This is a genomic window from Streptomyces sp. NPDC048002 (assembly GCF_040653275.1).
In the GTDB taxonomy this organism is placed as follows: domain Bacteria; phylum Actinomycetota; class Actinomycetes; order Streptomycetales; family Streptomycetaceae; genus Streptomyces.
In genome coordinates, this window is record NZ_JBEZNL010000005.1 from 174,461 (window position 1) to 191,646 (window position 17,186).

The following is a 17,186-nucleotide window of genomic DNA, read 5'->3' on the forward strand; positions in this document are numbered from 1 at the left end:
ATCACCGCCCTGGAGGCAGCATGACCGTCATGCGAGACGCCGATCTCGCCGCGGCGTTCGACCACGCGTCCCGCTCCTACGACGCGCTCGTGGCCGCCAACCCCGGCTACCACGCCCACCTGCGACGCTCGGTCCGCCGCCTGGGCCTGCCCGGAGCGGGTGAAGGACTGCGCCTGCTCGACCTCGGCTGCGGCACCGGTGCCTCCACCGCCGCGATCCGCTCCCTCCTCCCGGCCGCGGAGGTGACAGCCGTGGACGCGTCCGCCGGGATGCTGGAACGGGCGGCCGCGAAACCGTGGGCCGACAGCGTCTCCTTCGTCCACGCGCCGGCCGAACGACTGACCGAGGCGGGCGTGCGGGGGCCCTTCGACGCCGTCTTCGCCGCCTACCTCATGCGCAACGTCGCCGACCCCGACACCGTCCTCGCCCAGGTCCACGACCTCCTGCGCCCCGGGGGTCGGCTCGCCGTCCACGAGTACACGCTCACCGGACGCCGCCGCGACCGGATGGTGTGGACGCTCGTCGTCCGCGGAATGGTCCAGCCCGCCGCCAGAGCCCTCGGCGACGGCCCGCTCTACGACCATCTGTGGCGCAGCGCCATCGACTTCGACACAGCGGACCGCTTCGCGCGACGTCTGTCCGCGGCCGGCTTCGACCGGGTCCGCGCCCTCCCGCTGCCGGGCTGGCAGACAGGCATCACCCACACGTTCGTCGCCCGCAGAGGAGAACGACAGCCATGACACCCCCCGCACGGGCCGCCCGCCGCGGACGCGACCGGCGCGCACGCGTCCTGCCGGCGCACCCGGGAGCCCCGCGAGCCGAGGGCCGGCCCACCGTCGCCGTGGTCGGCGGCGGAATCGGCGGACTCGCCGCGGCCACGGCCCTGGCCGAACGCGGCGTCGCCGTGACCCTCTACGAGCGCGAGCACTATCTCGGCGGACGTGTCGGCGGCTGGTCGACCCGGCTCGGTGACGGCACCGACGTGACCATGAGCCGCGGATTCCACGCGTTCTTCCGCCAGTACTACAACCTGCGCGGACTGCTGCGCCGCACCGATCCGGCACTCACGCGCCTGACCGGCCTGCCCGACTACCCGCTGCTCCACCACAGCGGACTGCGCGACAGTTTCCGCCACGTACCGAGGACACCGCCGTGGAGCGCCCTGGGGTTCGTCGCCCTCAGCCGCTCCTTCCCGCTGCGCGACGTGCGCGCCATGGACGCCGTGGCGGCCCTGCCCCTGCTCGACGTCCGCCTGCCCGACCTGTACGACCGCCTCGACGACACCAGCGCCCACGACTTCCTCGAAGCCGTACGCTTCCCGGAGCAGGCCCGCCACCTCGCCTTCGAGGTGTTCTCCCGGAGCTTCTTCGCCGACCCCCGCCACCTCTCGGCCGCCGAGATGGCGCTGATGTTCCACATCTACTTCCTCGGCTCCTCCGAGGGGCTCCTCTTCGACGTTCCGCGCGAACCGTTCCCCACGGCCCTCTGGAACCCGCTGGAGTCGTACCTGCGCGGACACGGCGCCGAAGTGCGCACATCCGTGGCGGTCGAGCACATCGCCCCCGCCAGGAACGGCGGACTGGAGATCGCAACTGACCGGGACGAGCAGCGCTACGACGGGGTCGTGCTGGCCCTGGACGCCGCCGGCCTGCGCTCCCTCATCGCCGCGTCACCCGGCCTGGGAGATGCCCGCTGGCGCGAACAGGCCGACCGTCTGCGCACCGCACCGCCCTTCCTGGTGACCCGGCTGTGGCTGGACCGGCCCGTCGCCTCCGACCGGCCCGGCTTCCTCGGCACCAGCGGCTTCGGCTCGCTCGACAACATCAGCGTCCTGGACCGCTGGGAGGGCGAGGCCGCACGCTGGGCCGCCCGCACCGGCGGCTCGGTCGTCGAACTCCACGCCTACGCCCTGCCGGAGGGTGCGACCCGCGAGGTCGAGCAGAAGTGGCTGATCGACCAGCTGCACCGGGTGTACCCCGAGACGCGGGCGGCCGAAATCGTCGACGTGCGGCACGAGTGGCGCGCGGACTGCCCGCTGTTCCCGGTGGGCGGCTACGCTGACCGGCCGACCGTGGAGACACCTGTCCCCGGTCTGGTCCTCGCCGGTGACCTGGTCCGCACCGACCTGCCCGTGGCGCTGATGGAGCGGGCCGCGACCACCGGATTCCTGGCAGCGAACGTCCTGCTCAAGGGGTGGGGCGTGCGGGGGCAGACACTGTGGACGGTCCCGGACCGTGGACGCTCCGCCGTGCTGCGCGGGCTCGCCCGGATCGCGGGGAGCTGAGCGGGACCGGCCTTCCCCGCCGTCCGGGTGCAACCGTCGGACGACCTTCGGCTGAAGCGTCTACGGGGAGGCCGGGCGCCGTGCGCCCGGGAGTCTCCGGCAGCGGGAAGGTGGCGCGATGGCGGAAGCGGTCGGTTCAGCCGTGTGCGGCCGGTGTGTCGGTGCGCCCGGAGCCCGCGGATGAGTGGGCACCACGGGCCGCGGCGCGGTGTTCGGCACCGCCGGGCCCCCGAGGCGCTGACTCCCCTGGCGCCGCGTCGCGTCCGGCGTGTGCTGTTCCGCCAGTACTGGCGCGACCTGGTGTTCCTGCACTGGGAGGCGGACCCCTTCGAGGTCGCCCGGCTCCTGCCGCCGGGCACGGTCCCGGATCTGCATCACGGTCGTACGTACGTGGGCCTGGTCTTCTTCCGGATGGTGGACCTGGCGTTCGGGCCGGGACCGCCGATCCCGTACCTGGGGACGTTCAACGAGGTCAACGTCCGCCTGTACAGCCGCGACGAGCTGGGCCGGCGCGGAGTCGTCTTCCGCTCGCTGGACTGCGACCGCCTGCTCCCCGCGCTGGGCGCGCGGGCCGGGTTCGGGCTGCCCTACCGCTGGGCCCGTATCTCCCGCCACTGGTACGGACAGCGGCTGGTATACCGCACGCAGGAACGCGGAAGGCGGCGGACCGGCGGCCATGTGTGGATCGACGTCTCCGCCGAGGTCGCCGAGCCCGGCCCGCTGGACCGCTTCCTGACCAACCGCTGGGGTCTGCACGGAGACGGCCCCAGGGGCACGTACTACATGGGGCTGACCCACCCGGCGTGGACGTTCCGCCGCTGCGACGTGCTCGACTGGGACGCGTCCCTGCTGAACTCGGCGGGTGTCGCGCCGCTGCCGCCGGAGCCGGACAGTGTGCTGTACGCACCGGGCGTCGAGGTGCGGTTCGGCCCGCCCGCCCGGCTGTCCCACGCCGTACCGGGCGGAAGGTGACGGCGCTGGTGCTGATGCGCGTCAGGTCCTGGAGAGAGCGCAGCTGTACGCGGACGCCCCGGATTCGTCGTATGCCTCGACGTCGACGTAGTAGGTGCCGGTGCCTGGGGCGGTCCGGGTGAAGGTGAGGGCCTCGTCGGCTCCGGTGCCGTCGTTCACGGAGCGTTCCAGCGTGGCGCCTGTGGAGTCGAGCCAGTACAGGTCGGCGTCGTAGGCCGCGGGTATGGAGCAGTCCATGGAGGCCGTCTGCCCGGTGCCGAGCTCGGTCCTGAAGTAGTCGCGGTCGGTGGTGGACTTCATGGTGCCGGTGAGGGTGAGGGTGAGGGGGGCCGGCTGTGTGGCGTCGTCGGCCGTGTCGCGGGTGTCGTTCGGTTCGCTCTCGGCCACTGTGCCGCCGCCCTGGGGCGTGCAGTTCGTGATCGGGGTGCCGCTGTAGAGGTTGGGGTCGGGGACGCCGTTGGTGACGCTGCGCAGGTAGTAGCCGCAGCTGGGCCGGTTCCTGAACTCGAAGGTGGTGCCCGGAGTCAGACGCCAGATCTTGAAGTTCGTGTACGTCAGAGGCTTGCGGGCGGCCGCTTGCTCGGGCTGGTGGTCGGCGAGCACCACATAGGCGTCCTTGCCGTACTGGGTGCCGAGGCCGTTGCGGTCGATGAAGAGTGAGCCCCCGCCTTCCTCGACACCCACGCCCCATGCTGCGCCTCCGGGGGTGAGGCCGTCCTTGACGGCTCTGGCGACGAAGGCCATGGTGCGGCCCATGCGGTCGCGGGTGACGAAGTGGGAGTCGTTGACGACACCGGAGTAGTCGGCCCACTGGAACATGCCCGTGGTGAAGCTGATGGAGCGACGGTACGGATCGGCGAGTGCCTCGGTGCTGGTGACGCTGCCGTTGCAGGCGTCGTACACCAGCGGGCTGTTGATGTGGTGACCGGCGCTGCCGCCGCCGGACCCGCCGCCCTTGGCGACGACCGATTCGACCGACGTCTCCAGCGCGGTGCCCTTCCAGGCCGCGTATCTGCACTGGTCGCCGCCGGCGAAGTAGACGAACTCGGCATTGCGGACGTCGGTGTTGACCTGGCTGTTGTTGCCGTCGGTCGCGGCGGTGAGAGTCCAGGTGGTGCAGGAGTTGACGCCTGCCAGAGCCACGATGGTGTCGCACTCGGGTGTGGCGCTTCCGGTGGTGGGCGCGGAGCCCGCGAGGACCACCACGTCGAGCGTTCCGCTGCCGCCCCGGATGTCATTCACCGCACGGCTCATGGAGGCCGTGACGATGCCTCCGGCTCCGTTCATGGTGAACGCCGGCCCGTTCCAGGAGACGCGGCTGACGTCGGTGGCGCTGCCGAGTCTGATCCGGTTCGCGGCGGCCTGAGCCGGCTGGTGGGCCGCCAGGGTGAGTGTCAGGGCGGCGAGTGCGGTGGCAGCCGCGGTGCAGGTGCGTGCAGGGCGTGACGTCATGGAGGCGCTCCAGGAAGCCGGAATTCGAGTCGGTAGCGGAAGATACAAGCTGACTTGATGCGGCGGAAGATGTATGGCGTGGGATGGCTCGGGCCTTTGCTCATCGGTCAGTTGACTGGGTGAAATGTGCTGATCAGCCCCCTGGAGGAGTGTGCCGTGGTGGCGTTACAGGAAAGTAACGTGCGATACATCTAGCCATGGAACGCCGTGATCTGTAACTTCCCTGGTGTGCTGCCGACGACACCTATCCGTCGGCACGGATTCCGAGAGGTTCGACCACGATGAACACTCGTCTCGCCCGGTGTGCGGCGACCGCCGCAGTGACGGCGCTGGGCCTTGCGACGCTCTCCGCCTGCGGAGAAGGGGACGACGCCGCGCCCGCGGCGGGCGGCCAGGTCTCAGTGGCCGGAGTGCAGATCAAGAAGGACCAGGCGCTCCACGACCTGCTGCCCGAGGAGATCAGACAGGCCGGGAAGGTGCGGGTGGCGACGGATGTGCCCTACCCGCCCTTCGAGATGTTCGTGAAGGAGGGCGAGACCCAGCTGACCGGGCTCGACTACGACCTCGGCCAGGCGCTGGGCGGGAAGCTCGGCGTGACCTTCGCCTTCACCCCGCAGAAGTTCGACGGCATCGTGCCCGCCATCCAGGCCGGCAAGTTCGACGCCGCGATGTCCGCCATCACCGACAACAAGGAGCGCCAGCAGGTCGTCGACTTCGTCGACTACTCCCAGTCCGGCTCCGGCATCCTCGTCGCCGAGGGCAACCCGGCCCGGATCACCGACCTGGACGGTCTGTGCGGCCAGAAGGTCGCCGTCCAGGCCGCCACCAACCAGCTGGATCTGCTCAAGTCCCGGCAGCAGGAGTGCGCGAAGACGGGCAGGAAGATCGACATCCAGACCTTCCCCAAGGACTCCGACGCGCAACTCGCCCTGAGGTCGGGCAAGGTCGTCGCGCAGGTACTGACCAAGCCCGCCGCGGGCTGGGTCGCCAAGACCGCTGACGACGGAGCCGTGTTCGACCTGGTCGAGGACCCGGCGGCCCCCGGCGGCTACAACGCCTCGCCCAACGGCATCGCGGTCAGCAAGGAGCTGCCCGAACTGACGGATGCCATTCTCAAGGCGCTTCAGGCCCTGATCGACGACGGCACCGTCAAGAAGATCTACGACCAGTACGGTGTCGCTTCGATCGCGGTGAAGGAAGCCACCAAGAACGCGGCGGTGGACTGAAGATGATCGACACCGACCTCCCGCCGGGGGTGTCCAAGGCGGACGGGCCGCCCGCACCGGACCTCACGGTGGTGCCGGTCCGCAACTACGGACGCTGGATCGCGACCGTGGCGTCCCTGCTGGCCCTGGCCGGGCTGATCGGCTCACTGGCCAAGAACGACAACCTCCGCTGGGACATCGTCGGCGACTACCTCTTCGCCGACCTCATCTTCGACGGACTGTCCACCACCCTCTGGCTGACCGCGGCCGCCATGGCCCTCGGTCTGGGCCTCGGCACCCTCATCGCGGTTATGCGGCTCTCGGCCAGCCCCGTGCTCTACGGCATCGCCACCGCGTTCGTGTGGGTCTTCCGCGGCACCCCACTGCTCGTCCAGATCATCTTCTGGGGGTACGCCGCTGCCCTCTACCAGTACGTGAAGATCGGTGTGCCCTTCACCGACATCACCTTCCTCCAGGCCGAGACCAACAGCCTGCTGACCCCCGCGGTCGCCGCCCTGCTCGCTCTCGGCCTGAACGAGGCCGCCTACGCCTCCGAGATCGTGCGGGCCGGCATCCAGTCCGTGGACGTCGGACAGACCGAGGCCGCCCACTCGCTGGGCATGCGCCCTGCGCTCACCATGCGCCGGATCATCCTGCCCCAGGCGATGCGGGTCATCATTCCCCCGATGGGCAACGAGACCATCAACATGCTCAAGATGACCGCCCTGGTCTCCGTGATCGCCGCTCACGACCTGATGTCGAACATCCAGGACGTGTACGCGCAGAACTACCAGGTCATCCCGATGCTGGTGGTGGCGAGCATCTGGTACCTCGCCCTGGTGACCCTGCTCAGCATTCCCCAGGCCTGGCTGGAGCGCCGCTACGGGCGCGGATCGGCCCGAGCCGGGCACGTCTCCCCGCTGCGGCGCCTGTTCGGCGGCGTCGCCGGGACCGCCTTCGGCCGGAAGGGCGTCGCCGGGACCTTGGGCCGGAAGGGCGTCGCCGGCACCGTGGGCAAGACGGACAAGGAGAACGGCCGATGACCGCGACGATGGTGCGCGCCGAGGGCGTGCGCAAGCACTTCGGCCGGCTGGAGGTGCTCAAGGGCATCGACCTGAGTGTGGAACGCGGGCAGGTGTGCTGCCTGTTGGGGCCGTCCGGTTCTGGCAAGTCGACCTTCCTGCGCTGCATCAACCACCTGGAGAGGGTCGACGGCGGCAGGCTGGCCGTCGACGGAGAACTCGTCGGCTACCGCCAGCAGGGAGACCGGCTGCACGAACTGCGCGAACGGGAGGTCGCCGCGCGCCGCCGGCAGATCGGCATGGTGTTCCAGCGCTTCAACCTCTTCCCCCATATGACGGCCCTCGAGAACGTGGCCGAGGCACCCGTCCGGGTCGGCGGCACACCGAAGGCCGAGGCCCGTGAGGAGGCCCAACTGCTGCTGGAGCGGGTCGGCCTGGGCGACCGGGCCCACCACTACCCGGCCGAACTCTCCGGAGGCCAGCAGCAGCGCGTCGCCATCGCACGCGCGCTGGCGATGAAGCCGAAGCTGATGCTCTTCGACGAGCCGACGTCGGCGCTGGACCCGGAACTGGTCGGCGATGTCCTCGACGTCATGCGGCAACTCGCCGCCGACGGAATGACCATGGTCGTCGTCACCCACGAGATCGGCTTCGCCCGCGAGGTCGGCGACACGGCGGTCTTCATGGACGCCGGCGTGGTCGTCGAGGCCGGCGACCCGCGCCGCGTGCTCGTCGAACCGGAGCAGGAACGCACCCGCGCCTTCCTGTCCAAGGTCCTGTGAGTGCGCCGCCCCGGCAGCAGCTCGCCGCCGACCTGCTCGACCTGGCCCGCTCGCACACCTCCCAGTACCTCACCGATCTCAGGGAACTCGTCTCCATCGACTCCGGCTCCTACGACGCCGACGGAGTCGACCAGGTGGCCGACTGGATCCAGCGGCGCCTGCACCGGATCGGCTTCACGGTCGAGCGGGTGAGCTTCCCCGTCGACGGAGAGCGCCGGCCCGGAGACGCCCTCGTCGCCCGCCGGAAGGGCGCCCTCGACGAGGCCGAGGGCGGTCGCAGGATCCTCCTCGCCGGACACATGGACACCGTGTTCGACAAGGGAACCGCCACCGCACGCCCGTTCCGCCTGGACGGCGCCCTCGCCCACGGCCCGGGAGTGAGCGACGACAAGGGCGGCCTGCTGGCCGGCCTCACGGCGCTGGAGATCCTCCACGAGCACGGCGTGGACACCTACGACGAGCTGGTCTTCCTGGCCACCCCGGACGAGGAGATCGGGTCTCCCGCGAGCCGGGGCCTCATCGAGAGCACCGCACGCGGAGTGCACTACGGTCTCGGCCTGGAGTGCGCCCGGGAGAACGGCGATCTGGTGATCGGCCGCAAGGGCGTCGCCGACTTCCTGATCACGGTCACGGGCCGGGCCGCCCACGCCGGGATCGAACCCGAACGCGGCGCGAACGCCGCCCTGACCGCCGCGCATCTCATCGTCGACCTGCAAGCCCTGAACGGCCGTTGGAAGGACGTCACCGTCAACGTCGGGCAGGTACGCGCCGGAAGCCGCACCAACATCGTCTGCCCGGAGGCGGTGCTCGGCATCGAGGTCCGGGCGGCCACCGCCGACGACGTCCACCGCGTCCGTCGGGCCATCCAGGAAGCCGCCGACCACCCGGCCGTGGACGGCACCTCGATCACCGTCGAACAGCTCGACCTGTGCCCTCCGATGGAGGTGACAGCGGCCTCCCGGCGCATGCTGGAGCTGGCCCGCGAGGCCGCCTCGGGCGTCGGCGTGCGGCTGTCCGCCGTCACCACCGGGGGAGTGGGCGACGCCAACCTCATCGCCGGAACGGGAGTCCCGACCCTGGACGGACTCGGCCCCGTCGGCGGAGCGGACCACACCCCGCAGGAATGGCTCGACACGGCGAGCGTGCCCCAGCGCGTCGCCGTCCTCGCCGCCCTCGTCGCCGAGCTGGGCAGCACGCCGCACTGACCGACCGGTGCGCGCGGACGGCACACGACGCTGTCCGGCTCCGCCCTCGCACCCCTTCGACCGTCCTCCTATCCCTTCGACCGTTCTTGCATCCCCTCGACCGTCCTCGCATCCCTTCGACCGCCCTCTCCGGGAGACAGCATGAGCACACACTCCGGCCCCACCCGCCGCTCCGCCCTCGCCGGCGGCCTCGCTCTCACCCTGCTCGCCACCGTCCCGGCCGCCCACGCCGCGGCCGCCGACAGGACCGGCCCGTCCGGCGGCTCCCTGGTCCTCGTCGGCGGCGGCCTCAAGGAGGACAACACCCAGGTCTACGGCGAGATCATCAGACGGGCCGGAGGCAGCGCCGCCCGCATCGGAGTGATCACCGCCGCCTCCGTCCCGCAGAGCCAGGACCCGTACGCCGACGATCCCGAGCGATGCAGCAACTCGGTGTGCAACGGCGCCTACTACGCGGACCTGTTCCGGCGGCACGGCGCAGCCGCCGCCGAGTGGCTCCCGCTCGACCTCGACCATGTCGCGAACGCCGAATCCGACGCGGTCGTCGCCCAGGTCGACTCCATGACGGGCTTCTTCTTCGGCGGCGGTGATCAGTACCGCTACGTCCGGACCCTGTTGCGCGGGGAGAGACAGCGGGACTCCAAGGTCCTCGCCGCGATCCGCGCCAAGCTCGCCCAGGGCGCCGTCGTCGCGGGTTCCTCGGCGGGCGCCCAGATCGCCTCCGGCCCGCACATGGTCAGCGGCGGCGAGTCGTACGAGGCCCTGCGCGACGGCAGCGCTCCCGGCTACTTCGAGGACCCGACCCGGCTCGGCCACCTTCCCCGCGGCGGCTTCGGCTTCCTGCGCTCGGGACTCATCGACACGCACACCGGTGCCTACGGGCGTGAGGGCCGGTCCTACCGGCTCGCCGCGGACACCGGACACGACCGCGTCTACGCCCTGGAGGAGAACACAGCCGTCGTCGTCGACCACCCGGGCACGGCACGCGAGCAGCTCACCGTGCTCGGCCCGAACGGCCTGGCCGTGCTCGACCTGCGCGACGCCCGCGGCCGGGCCTCCGCCGCCGGGTGGAGCCTGCGTGACGCCCGGTACAGCTACCTCACCGACCAGGACCGCTACGACGCGCGCACCTGGCGGATCACCCCCGGCGCGGACAAGCACCGGCTGACGCCCTCCTCCGCAGCGGAGGTCCCCGCCAACACGGACGTCTTCTACTCGGCCGCCAATCCGGACGGGGTCCCGTACTCGTTCCGGGGCACTGCCCGCGCTCTGGCGGCCAGCGGAGCGCGACGCGCCGCACGAGCGACGACCTTCGAGAGCGGCCCGCGTTTCACCGTGAGCTTCGACAAGCCGCGAGGCTTCACCGCCTGGACGAGCGACGGCACCACGGCACAGACCCTGGACGGCCTGAGGGTCACGATCACACCGAGCCGGCCGTCCGGCGTCTGAGGAGTCAGAGCAGGCCCGTACGTCGGGCGACGCCCTCGGCGTCCTTCATGCGCTGGTGAGCGTCCGGGCCCAGCCGGTCCAGCACCGCGGAGATCAACGCCTCCACCAGGGCGAGGGTGGGGGTGAGGCTGTCATAGGGGGAGGCCGAGTTCACCTGGCTGATGAGGACGACATCGGCATGCGCCGAAGCGGGCGAGAGCCAGGGGTCGGTGAACGCGATGACCTTCCCGCCGCGCTCGCGGGCGAGTTCGGCGATGAGGGTCATGTCGTCCTCGTAGCGCCGGTAGTCGAAGACGACCGTGACATCGCGACGCGCCAGCTGCGTCAGGAAGGAGGTCCGCTCCACGTCGCGGTCGGGCAGGAACGACACCTGGTCGCGGATCTGCATCAGGTGCAGCCCGAGGTACTGGGCCAACAGGTGAGTGAAGCGGCCGCCCACCAGATGGATCCGCCGACGCGGGTCGGCGAGGAGTTCGGCCGCGCTCTCGAACTCGTGCGGTGACATCTCGTGGAAGGTCTGGGACAGCGCCTGCTGCACCAGGGCGAGCTGGGGGTCCGGGGAGCGGTCGCCGCCGGTGGTGGCGCCGGGTACGGGCGTCTGCGCGGCGGCCGCGGACTCGTACAGCGTGATGGGTGAGGCGTTGCGGGCGTCCAGCTCGGCCCGGAGGGCGGCCTGAAGGTCCGGGAAGCCCCGGTAGCCCAGTCTGGAGGCGCAGCGCAGGACCGTGGGGGTGGAGACCGCGGCACGCTCCGCGATGGTCGCGACCGTCTCGAAGACCGCGGCCGGATAGCCGGCCAACAGCACGCGCGCGACCTTGCGTTCGGCCGGACTGAGGTCCCCAAGTCGGTCACGGATCTCGTCGGCCAGTGTGCCACTCACGCTGCGGTCCCTCCCAAGGCGTGGAACCACGGCATGAACCGCTGAACGGTCGCGGTGCCCCGGCGACGAGGCGGTACAGATGGTGCTGGTCCCGCAGGCAAATGTACCGTCTGTTACGGCGCGCGGGCCAGCGCCCCTACGACTGGCCGGGCCGGTAGCTTCCGAAGCTCCACTCGCGCCCCTCGGGATCGAGAACCCGCGCGCGACGGCTGCCCCATCCGGTGTCTTCCGGAGGGATCACCGACTGTCCGCCCGCCGCCACGGCGCGACCGAAGAACCCGTCGACGTCCGGAGTCGCCACATACAGGCCGGCACCGGTCGTCAGCCCTTTCAACTGCGGGACGTCATACGGCGCGTCCGCACTGGCGACCATGACGACCGCCGTCCCGAGGCGCAGCTCGGCGTGGACGACCTCGCCGCCCTGGCCGTCCTGGCGGGCGGCCGTGGTGAAGCCGAGCGCCTCCAGCCAGGCGATGGCTCCGGCGGCGTCGGCGTAGCTGAGATAGGCGTGGAGTGTCACTTCCTGCGTCGTCATCGCCGGCTCCTCGCGTTTCGGCCCGAATGCTCTCGGACAAGGTTCTGCGCGGCTCCGCCGGCCGGTTGCGCGCCCACTGTTCGAAAAACTTCACATCCGCTGAAACCAGCGGAGGGTCCTCGGCGGAATGCGTTCCCACGAGATTCGAGACGTGCTCGAACGGAAGGGGAAACCGTCATGACCACTCGCGTCGCCGGTACGGCTCTGGCCGCCGCAGTCGCTGTCGTCCTGTCTGTCACCGCCGCTGCTCCGGCACTCGCCCAGCCGTCGGCCGCGGACGACGACCAGGCCACCGTCTCCGTGCTCCACGCGGTGCCGGGCCTGACCGTGGACGTCTACGCGGGCGACCAGGAACTCATCGCCGACTTCAAGCCCGGCACCCTGACCGATCCGATGAAGCTCGACGCCGGATCGTACGACATCAAGATCTTCCAGGACGGTGAGGGACCGGACGGAACGCCTGCCATCGAGAAGACTGTGGACGTACCGGCCGGCGCCAACGCCACCCTGGTCGCCCACCTCACGGCCGAGGGCGATCCCGCGCTCGACGCGTTCGTCAACGACACCTCCCAGGTGCCCGCGGGCCAGGCCCGGCTCACCGTGCGCCATGTCGCGGCGGCCCCCGCGGTCGACGTCCGTGCCGACGGCACCCCGGTCTTCAAAAACCTGGAGAACCCCAAGGAAGCCAAGGGCGAGGTGGCGGCAGGCACCGTCTCCGCCGACGTCGTCCTGGCGGGAACCGACACCGTCGCCATCGGCCCCGCCGACCTGAACCTGGCCGAGGGCACCAACACCATCGTCTACGCCTGGGGCAGCGCCGACGACGACAACCTGGCCCTGGCCACGCAGACGATCAAGGATCTGCACTCCGCGCCGGGCGGCGTCCCCGCCGGCGAGAGCGGCGCGGCGGCCGCCCACAACGAGAGCGTGCCCCTCGGCGCACTCTCGCTGGGCGCCCTCTCGGCACTGGCGGCCGGGGGACTGCTGCTGAGGCTGCGCTCCTCCGCCCGATAACGCCCGCCCGAGGCCCGGGTGTCGCCGCATCGCACGGCACCCGGGCCCGCAGAGACCCGGTGAGGGGTAGCACCGCATGGATGGACCGCCGTCACGCCGTGGCCTTCTGGCCGGGCTGTGTGTGGCCGTGGCCGGGTGTGTCGTCGCCGGCCTGCTCGCCGTGGCCTCCTGGCCGGACACCGGTGGCGCCGGTGACGACTTCGGCAGGCCCCCTGGTGCCACGGCCACGGTCCTGAACGAGCCGACGGACGCCGCCTCCGCCTCCAGGACGGCCCAGGCCGCCGACGGGACGGCGCGGCCCGAGCCGACCCGCCTCGCACTGCCCCGACTCGGCGTCAGCGCCCCGGTCGACCCGGTCGGCGTCGCCGCGGACGGACAGGTCGAGGTCCCCGAGGATCCCCAGCGGGTCGGCTGGTACCGCTTCTCTCCCGGGCCGGGCACGACCGAGGGCTCTACCGTCGTCGTCGGACACGTCGACTCCGACGGCCGGGGCCTAGGCGTCCTGATCGCACTGAACCAGGTGCGTGAGGGAGACGAGGCCGTCGTACGGCGAGCCGACGGCCGCGACGTGACGTACGAGGTCACCGCTCGCCGCACGGTCCCCAAGGACGGCCTCGCCGCGTCCGGGGCCTTCCGCAGGGACGGCCCCGCGGTGCTGACGCTGATCACATGCGCGGGCCCGTACCTTCCCGATCAGGGCGGATACCAGAACAACCTCGTCGTCACGGCCGTGGAAAGGCCGAGGTGACGGCTATGTGGGGCGGATCGGAGGTTCTTGCGGCTAGTGTGGCGGCCGTGACGTCCGCCTCCGACGACGAGCTGGCGCATGGCTTCGCCGACGGCGACGAGTCATGTCTGGCCGAGGCGTACCGGCGATGGGGTGCCTTGGTCTACACCGTGGCGGCACGCAAACTGGGAGACGCGGAGGAGGCCAAGGACGTCACGCAGCAGGTCTTCGTCGGCGCCTGGCGCGGGCGCAAGGGCTACGACGCACAGCGTGGCTCACTCAAGACGTGGATCATGGGCATTACGCACAAGAAGGTCGCCGACGCCCTCACCCGGCGCTCACGGCACCTGCGGGACGTGGAAGCGGCCACCGCCGCGTCGTCGAGCGGCCCCCAGGAGCCGCCCACGCCCACGGACGAGGTCCTGGACTTCGTCCTCCTGGAAGACGAGCTGGAGCGTCTGCCCGAGCAACAACAGACCGTACTGAGAATGGCGTTCTACGAGGACCTCACCCAAGCCCAGATCGCCGAACGCACCGGCCTGCCCCTGGGCACGGTGAAGAGCCACACACGGCGCGGACTGATGCGCATGAGGGACCGGTTGGAGGAGGTGGACGGTGGAACACACGGATGACGGCACGCTGACGCTGATGGCACTCGGAGAGGACCCGTCTCCCTCGGTCTCCCGCCACCTGCGTGAATGCGCTCGGTGCCGACGCGAACTGGACGCCCTGCGCCGGGTCGCCACAACCATGAAGGTCCCGTCCGCCGAGGACGAGGACCTGCTCGAACCCCCGGCCGACCTGTGGGAGTCGATCGCGCAGGAGCTGAGCCTGTCCGCGCCGGAGGACGAGGCGAACGGCACGCCGGGCGCACGGCCGGCAGCTGCCGGTACGCCTGGCCCACTGCCGACGGCTGCCGGTACGCCGGACGCCGCGACGGACCAGGCCGAGGTTCCCCGGGACGGTGAACTGCGGAACGGTGACCGCGCCCCGGGCAAGCGGCGCCGGGCGGCTCGCTTCTCCGTCGCCCTCGCCGCCTGCGCCGCCCTGCTCGGCGCCGCCGCCGGCTCCTCGATCACCTGGTGGATCACGCAGAACAACTCGGCCACGGCCCCGGCCGCCGAGGACGGCAACCGCCTCGACTCGCTCCAGGCGAACTCGGCCGGCTATGCCAGCCTCAGCGACGACGACGGGCAGCGGACCCTCGACATCACCGTCAAGGGCCTGCCGCAGACCGCCGGCTATTTCGAGGTCTGGCTCATGGACAGCAGCCACACCAAGCTCATCTCCATGGGCGTCCTCGGCCCCGACGGCCACGCCACCCTGCCGGTCCCCGACAATGTCGACCTGGACGAGTACTCCGAGGTCGACGTCTCCGTCCAGCCCTACAACGGCAAGCCGGACCACTCGGGCGACAGCGTCGTGCGGGGACCCTACGCCGGGTGATTCCCTCCTGATCCTGAACGCCTGCGCCTGAAGGAGGGGGATTACGGCGGGAGTCAGCTCCCGGGAGCCGGGCTCCGCCTGGTCGCGGCGGGCCGCCTAGGCGCCTTGGGCCGAGGCAATGCCGCCAGCGCGGTGTCCGCGACATTCCGTACCGTCTCCGGGGACAGGCCGGCCTTGCCCACCGCCTCGATCCCGCGCACGACTGTGAGGAGCAGTGCCGCGAGCCGTTCCGGATCTGCGGCGCTGTCGATGTCGCCGTGGCGCTGGGCGGCGCTGATCTCAACCTCCAGCAGTTTCAGCAGCGCGTTCATGGTCTCGGCCGAGCGGCCGGCGATCGTCGCATCGTGCTGGGCCAGCTCCGCCGTGCCCTTGGCCAGGAGGCATCCGCGGTGCTCGGTGTCTGCGGCGGTGTTCTCCGCCATGAGGTGCACGTAGTCGGACAGCCTGGCGAAGGCGTCCTTGTCCGGACCGCCTGCCAGTCGGCCTTCGGCCACCTCGACCACCGCGGTGCACCAGTCGCCGAAGATGCGGTGGAACAGCTTGCTCTTGTCGCCGAACGCGCCGTAGAGGCTCCCCTTGCCGAGGCCGGTCGCCTGGGCGATGTCGTCCATCCGCGTGCCCGCGTAACCGGTCGCCCAGAACTGTTCCCGGGCCCGGTCGAGGACTTGGCGTTCGTCGAATGCGCGTGGTCTGGCCATGGTGTGAGCGTACTGATTCTTGACTCGATCGTCCATTACTGGCAGCCTTCTGGACGATCCATTCCAGAACTGAAGGGGTTCGCCAATGACAGGCGTGCTGCACGAGAAGGTGGCAGTGATCACCGGCGGGACCAGCGGGATCGGGCTCGCCATCGCCCACCGCTTCATCCAGGAAGGCGCGCGGGTCTTCGTCACGGGCCGCGATGCCGAGCGCCTCGAAGTCGCCGTCAAGGAACTGGGCCCCGCGGCCACGGGAGTCAAGTCCGACGTCTCGGTCCTCGCCGACCTCGACGCGCTCTACGCCCGAGTCCGCGAGGAAGCCGGCCGCATCGACGTCCTGGTGGCCAACGCGGGAATCGTCGCGGATGCCTCCCTCGGCGCCCACACCGAAGCCAACGTCGACCTGACGCTGGCCGTGAACGTCAAGGGCCCCCTGTTCACCGTCCAGAAGGCGCTCCCGCTGCTGGCCGAGGACGCCTCCGTCCTGGTCATCGGGTCGAGCAACAGCATGCGCCCCAACGCCCAGTTGGAGATCTACAGCGCCTCGAAGGCGGCACTCAGCAACCTCGTCCACAACTGGGCCGGGCAGTCACGGGAGTGCCGGTTCCGCGTCAACGTGCTCAGCCCGGGGCCCACCCGAACTCCCGGACTGCTGGGCGCCGCAGGGCCGAACGTCGAGCAATTCGCCGAAGCCGTCGTGCCGTTGGGGCGGCTGGCCGACGCCGAGGAGATCGCCGAGGCCGCGCTCTTCCTGGCTTCCGACGCCTCATCCTTCGTCAACGGCGCCGAACTCTTCGCCGACGGCGGCTACACGCGAGCCTGAGCGCCGGCCGAGAGCGCGCATGGGCGCGATGGGTGCGATGGGTGCGCGCGTGAGGTGAGGGCCTGTCGAACGCTGGACTGCGCGCTCTCGGTGCGCGAAGTGGGGGACGACGTGGCAGGTGGCGACGGCAGCGCCGACAGCAGCGCTGACAGCAGCGCCGGTAGAGCGCGACGCGTTGACTTCGGCACAACGATGTTGTTCGGCGGGCTCTATGCTGGCGCACTCTTTCTCGTGGTGACCGGCTTTACGGTGGAGCCGAGCGGCTGCGGCGGGCGTTTCCAGGCTTCGTGCGCCGGTGAGACGTACTGGCGCCTCGGCATCGGCTTCGGTCTCCTGCTGGTGGTGGCGCCTGGCCTGCACAGGGTCGTGCCGAGCGTTCGAGCAGGGTGTCGGCCGTGTGACTGGTGTGGTCGCCCTGCTGGTGGGTGAACTCGCCGGTGTCGCTCTGACGGTGATGGTGTCCGGCTTGGCGGGTCGAGCCGTGGACGGCCGCGCGGACCGAGGACCGGATGTGGCGGGGCCCGGCCTGCTGCGGCTCCGATCTGGCCCTCTTCCGGTGAAGCCTTGGCGCCTGAGGCGGCGAACCCGGTGGGCACGGTTGCCTGACGGCCCGCCCCGGCCCTAGTGTGAATGCGCTTTCATCACGCGTCCGAGGATCTCTCGGCGCAGGAGTGACCAGCAGGAACGGGGAA

General features: G+C 70.9%; 17 protein-coding genes. 13 read left to right on the forward strand and 4 right to left on the reverse strand.

The annotated features are described in order from the left end of the window. Nucleotides 1–20: 20 nt before the first annotated feature. The 3 genes from AB0E07_RS09865 (at nt 21) to AB0E07_RS09875 (ending at nt 3,256) form a co-directional block, all read left to right on the forward strand. Nucleotides 21–740, forward strand: coding sequence for a methyltransferase domain-containing protein (locus AB0E07_RS09865; RefSeq protein WP_362248057.1), 720 nt, complete (start codon nt 21–23; stop codon nt 738–740). Further along, nucleotides 737–2,284: an FAD-dependent oxidoreductase gene (locus tag AB0E07_RS09870; protein ID WP_362248059.1), complete on the forward strand. Its 1,548-nt coding sequence runs from the start codon at nt 737–739 to the stop codon at nt 2,282–2,284. The genes AB0E07_RS09865 and AB0E07_RS09870 overlap by 4 nt, the downstream gene beginning before the upstream one ends. Nucleotides 2,285–2,554: 270 nt before the next feature. Continuing rightward, nucleotides 2,555–3,256: a DUF2071 domain-containing protein gene (locus AB0E07_RS09875; protein ID WP_362248061.1), complete on the forward strand. Its 702-nt coding sequence runs from the start codon at nt 2,555–2,557 to the stop codon at nt 3,254–3,256. Nucleotides 3,257–3,277: 21 nt separating this feature from the next. On the opposite strand, the gene AB0E07_RS09880 is transcribed toward AB0E07_RS09875, so the two are convergent. Beyond that, complete coding sequence (locus tag AB0E07_RS09880) at nt 3,278–4,708, reverse strand: pre-peptidase C-terminal domain-containing protein (RefSeq protein ID WP_362248063.1); 1,431 nt, start codon at nt 4,706–4,708, stop codon at nt 3,278–3,280. A gap of 281 nt (nt 4,709–4,989) precedes the next feature. On the opposite strand from AB0E07_RS09880, the gene AB0E07_RS09885 reads away from it, so the two are divergent. The 5 genes from AB0E07_RS09885 (at nt 4,990) to AB0E07_RS09905 (ending at nt 10,371) form a co-directional block, all read left to right on the forward strand. Continuing rightward, nucleotides 4,990–5,934: an ABC transporter substrate-binding protein gene (locus AB0E07_RS09885; protein ID WP_362248065.1), complete on the forward strand. Its 945-nt coding sequence runs from the start codon at nt 4,990–4,992 to the stop codon at nt 5,932–5,934. A 2-nt stretch (nt 5,935–5,936) separates the two neighbouring features. Beyond that, nucleotides 5,937–6,956, forward strand: coding sequence for an amino acid ABC transporter permease (locus AB0E07_RS09890; protein ID WP_362248067.1), 1,020 nt, complete (start codon nt 5,937–5,939; stop codon nt 6,954–6,956). Next, nucleotides 6,953–7,717: an amino acid ABC transporter ATP-binding protein gene (locus AB0E07_RS09895; protein ID WP_362248070.1), complete on the forward strand. Its 765-nt coding sequence runs from the start codon at nt 6,953–6,955 to the stop codon at nt 7,715–7,717. Before AB0E07_RS09890 ends, AB0E07_RS09895 begins: the two co-directional genes overlap by 4 nt. Beyond that, entirely contained in the window at nt 7,714–8,922 is a 1,209-nt protein-coding gene (locus AB0E07_RS09900; protein ID WP_362248072.1) for a M20 family metallopeptidase, read from the forward strand. The genes AB0E07_RS09895 and AB0E07_RS09900 overlap by 4 nt, the downstream gene beginning before the upstream one ends. Before the next feature lie 141 nt (nt 8,923–9,063). Continuing rightward, on the forward strand, nt 9,064–10,371 hold the full coding sequence (locus AB0E07_RS09905) for a cyanophycinase (protein WP_362248074.1): 1,308 nt from the start codon (nt 9,064–9,066) through the stop codon (nt 10,369–10,371). Nucleotides 10,372–10,375: 4 nt separating this feature from the next. Here the strand turns inward: AB0E07_RS09905 and AB0E07_RS09910 are convergent, their stop codons facing one another. Then, nucleotides 10,376–11,251, reverse strand: coding sequence for a MurR/RpiR family transcriptional regulator (locus AB0E07_RS09910; protein ID WP_362248076.1), 876 nt, complete (start codon nt 11,249–11,251; stop codon nt 10,376–10,378). A gap of 136 nt (nt 11,252–11,387) precedes the next feature. Continuing rightward, entirely contained in the window at nt 11,388–11,786 is a 399-nt protein-coding gene (locus tag AB0E07_RS09915; protein WP_362248078.1) for a VOC family protein, read from the reverse strand. 177 nt (nt 11,787–11,963) lie between these two features. Between AB0E07_RS09915 and AB0E07_RS09920 the strand changes: the two genes are divergently transcribed. The 4 genes from AB0E07_RS09920 to AB0E07_RS09935 all read left to right on the forward strand — a co-directional run bounded on the left by AB0E07_RS09920 (nt 11,964) and on the right by AB0E07_RS09935 (nt 14,973). After that, nucleotides 11,964–12,800 carry a DUF4397 domain-containing protein gene (locus tag AB0E07_RS09920; protein WP_362248080.1) on the forward strand — a complete coding sequence of 279 codons (837 nt, stop codon included), beginning with the start codon at nt 11,964–11,966 and terminating at the stop codon, nt 12,798–12,800. A gap of 76 nt (nt 12,801–12,876) precedes the next feature. After that, the gene (locus tag AB0E07_RS09925) at nt 12,877–13,548 is read left to right on the forward strand and encodes a class F sortase (protein ID WP_362248082.1); all 672 of its coding nucleotides are present in this window, start codon (nt 12,877–12,879) and stop codon (nt 13,546–13,548) included. 47 nt (nt 13,549–13,595) lie between these two features. Beyond that, nucleotides 13,596–14,159: a sigma-70 family RNA polymerase sigma factor gene (locus AB0E07_RS09930; protein ID WP_362248084.1), complete on the forward strand. Its 564-nt coding sequence runs from the start codon at nt 13,596–13,598 to the stop codon at nt 14,157–14,159. Further along, nucleotides 14,143–14,973: an anti-sigma factor gene (locus tag AB0E07_RS09935; RefSeq protein ID WP_362248086.1), complete on the forward strand. Its 831-nt coding sequence runs from the start codon at nt 14,143–14,145 to the stop codon at nt 14,971–14,973. The genes AB0E07_RS09930 and AB0E07_RS09935 overlap by 17 nt, the downstream gene beginning before the upstream one ends. A 53-nt stretch (nt 14,974–15,026) precedes the next feature. On the opposite strand, the gene AB0E07_RS09940 is transcribed toward AB0E07_RS09935, so the two are convergent. Beyond that, nucleotides 15,027–15,671 carry a TetR/AcrR family transcriptional regulator gene (locus tag AB0E07_RS09940; RefSeq protein WP_362248088.1) on the reverse strand — a complete coding sequence of 215 codons (645 nt, stop codon included), beginning with the start codon at nt 15,669–15,671 and terminating at the stop codon, nt 15,027–15,029. Between the two features lie 85 nt (nt 15,672–15,756). Here AB0E07_RS09940 and AB0E07_RS09945 point away from each other — a divergent pair, with 85 nt between their 5' ends. Further along, nucleotides 15,757–16,494, forward strand: a complete 738-nt coding sequence (locus AB0E07_RS09945) for an SDR family oxidoreductase (protein ID WP_362248090.1) — start codon at nt 15,757–15,759, stop codon at nt 16,492–16,494. Nucleotides 16,495–17,186: the final 692 nt, after the last annotated feature.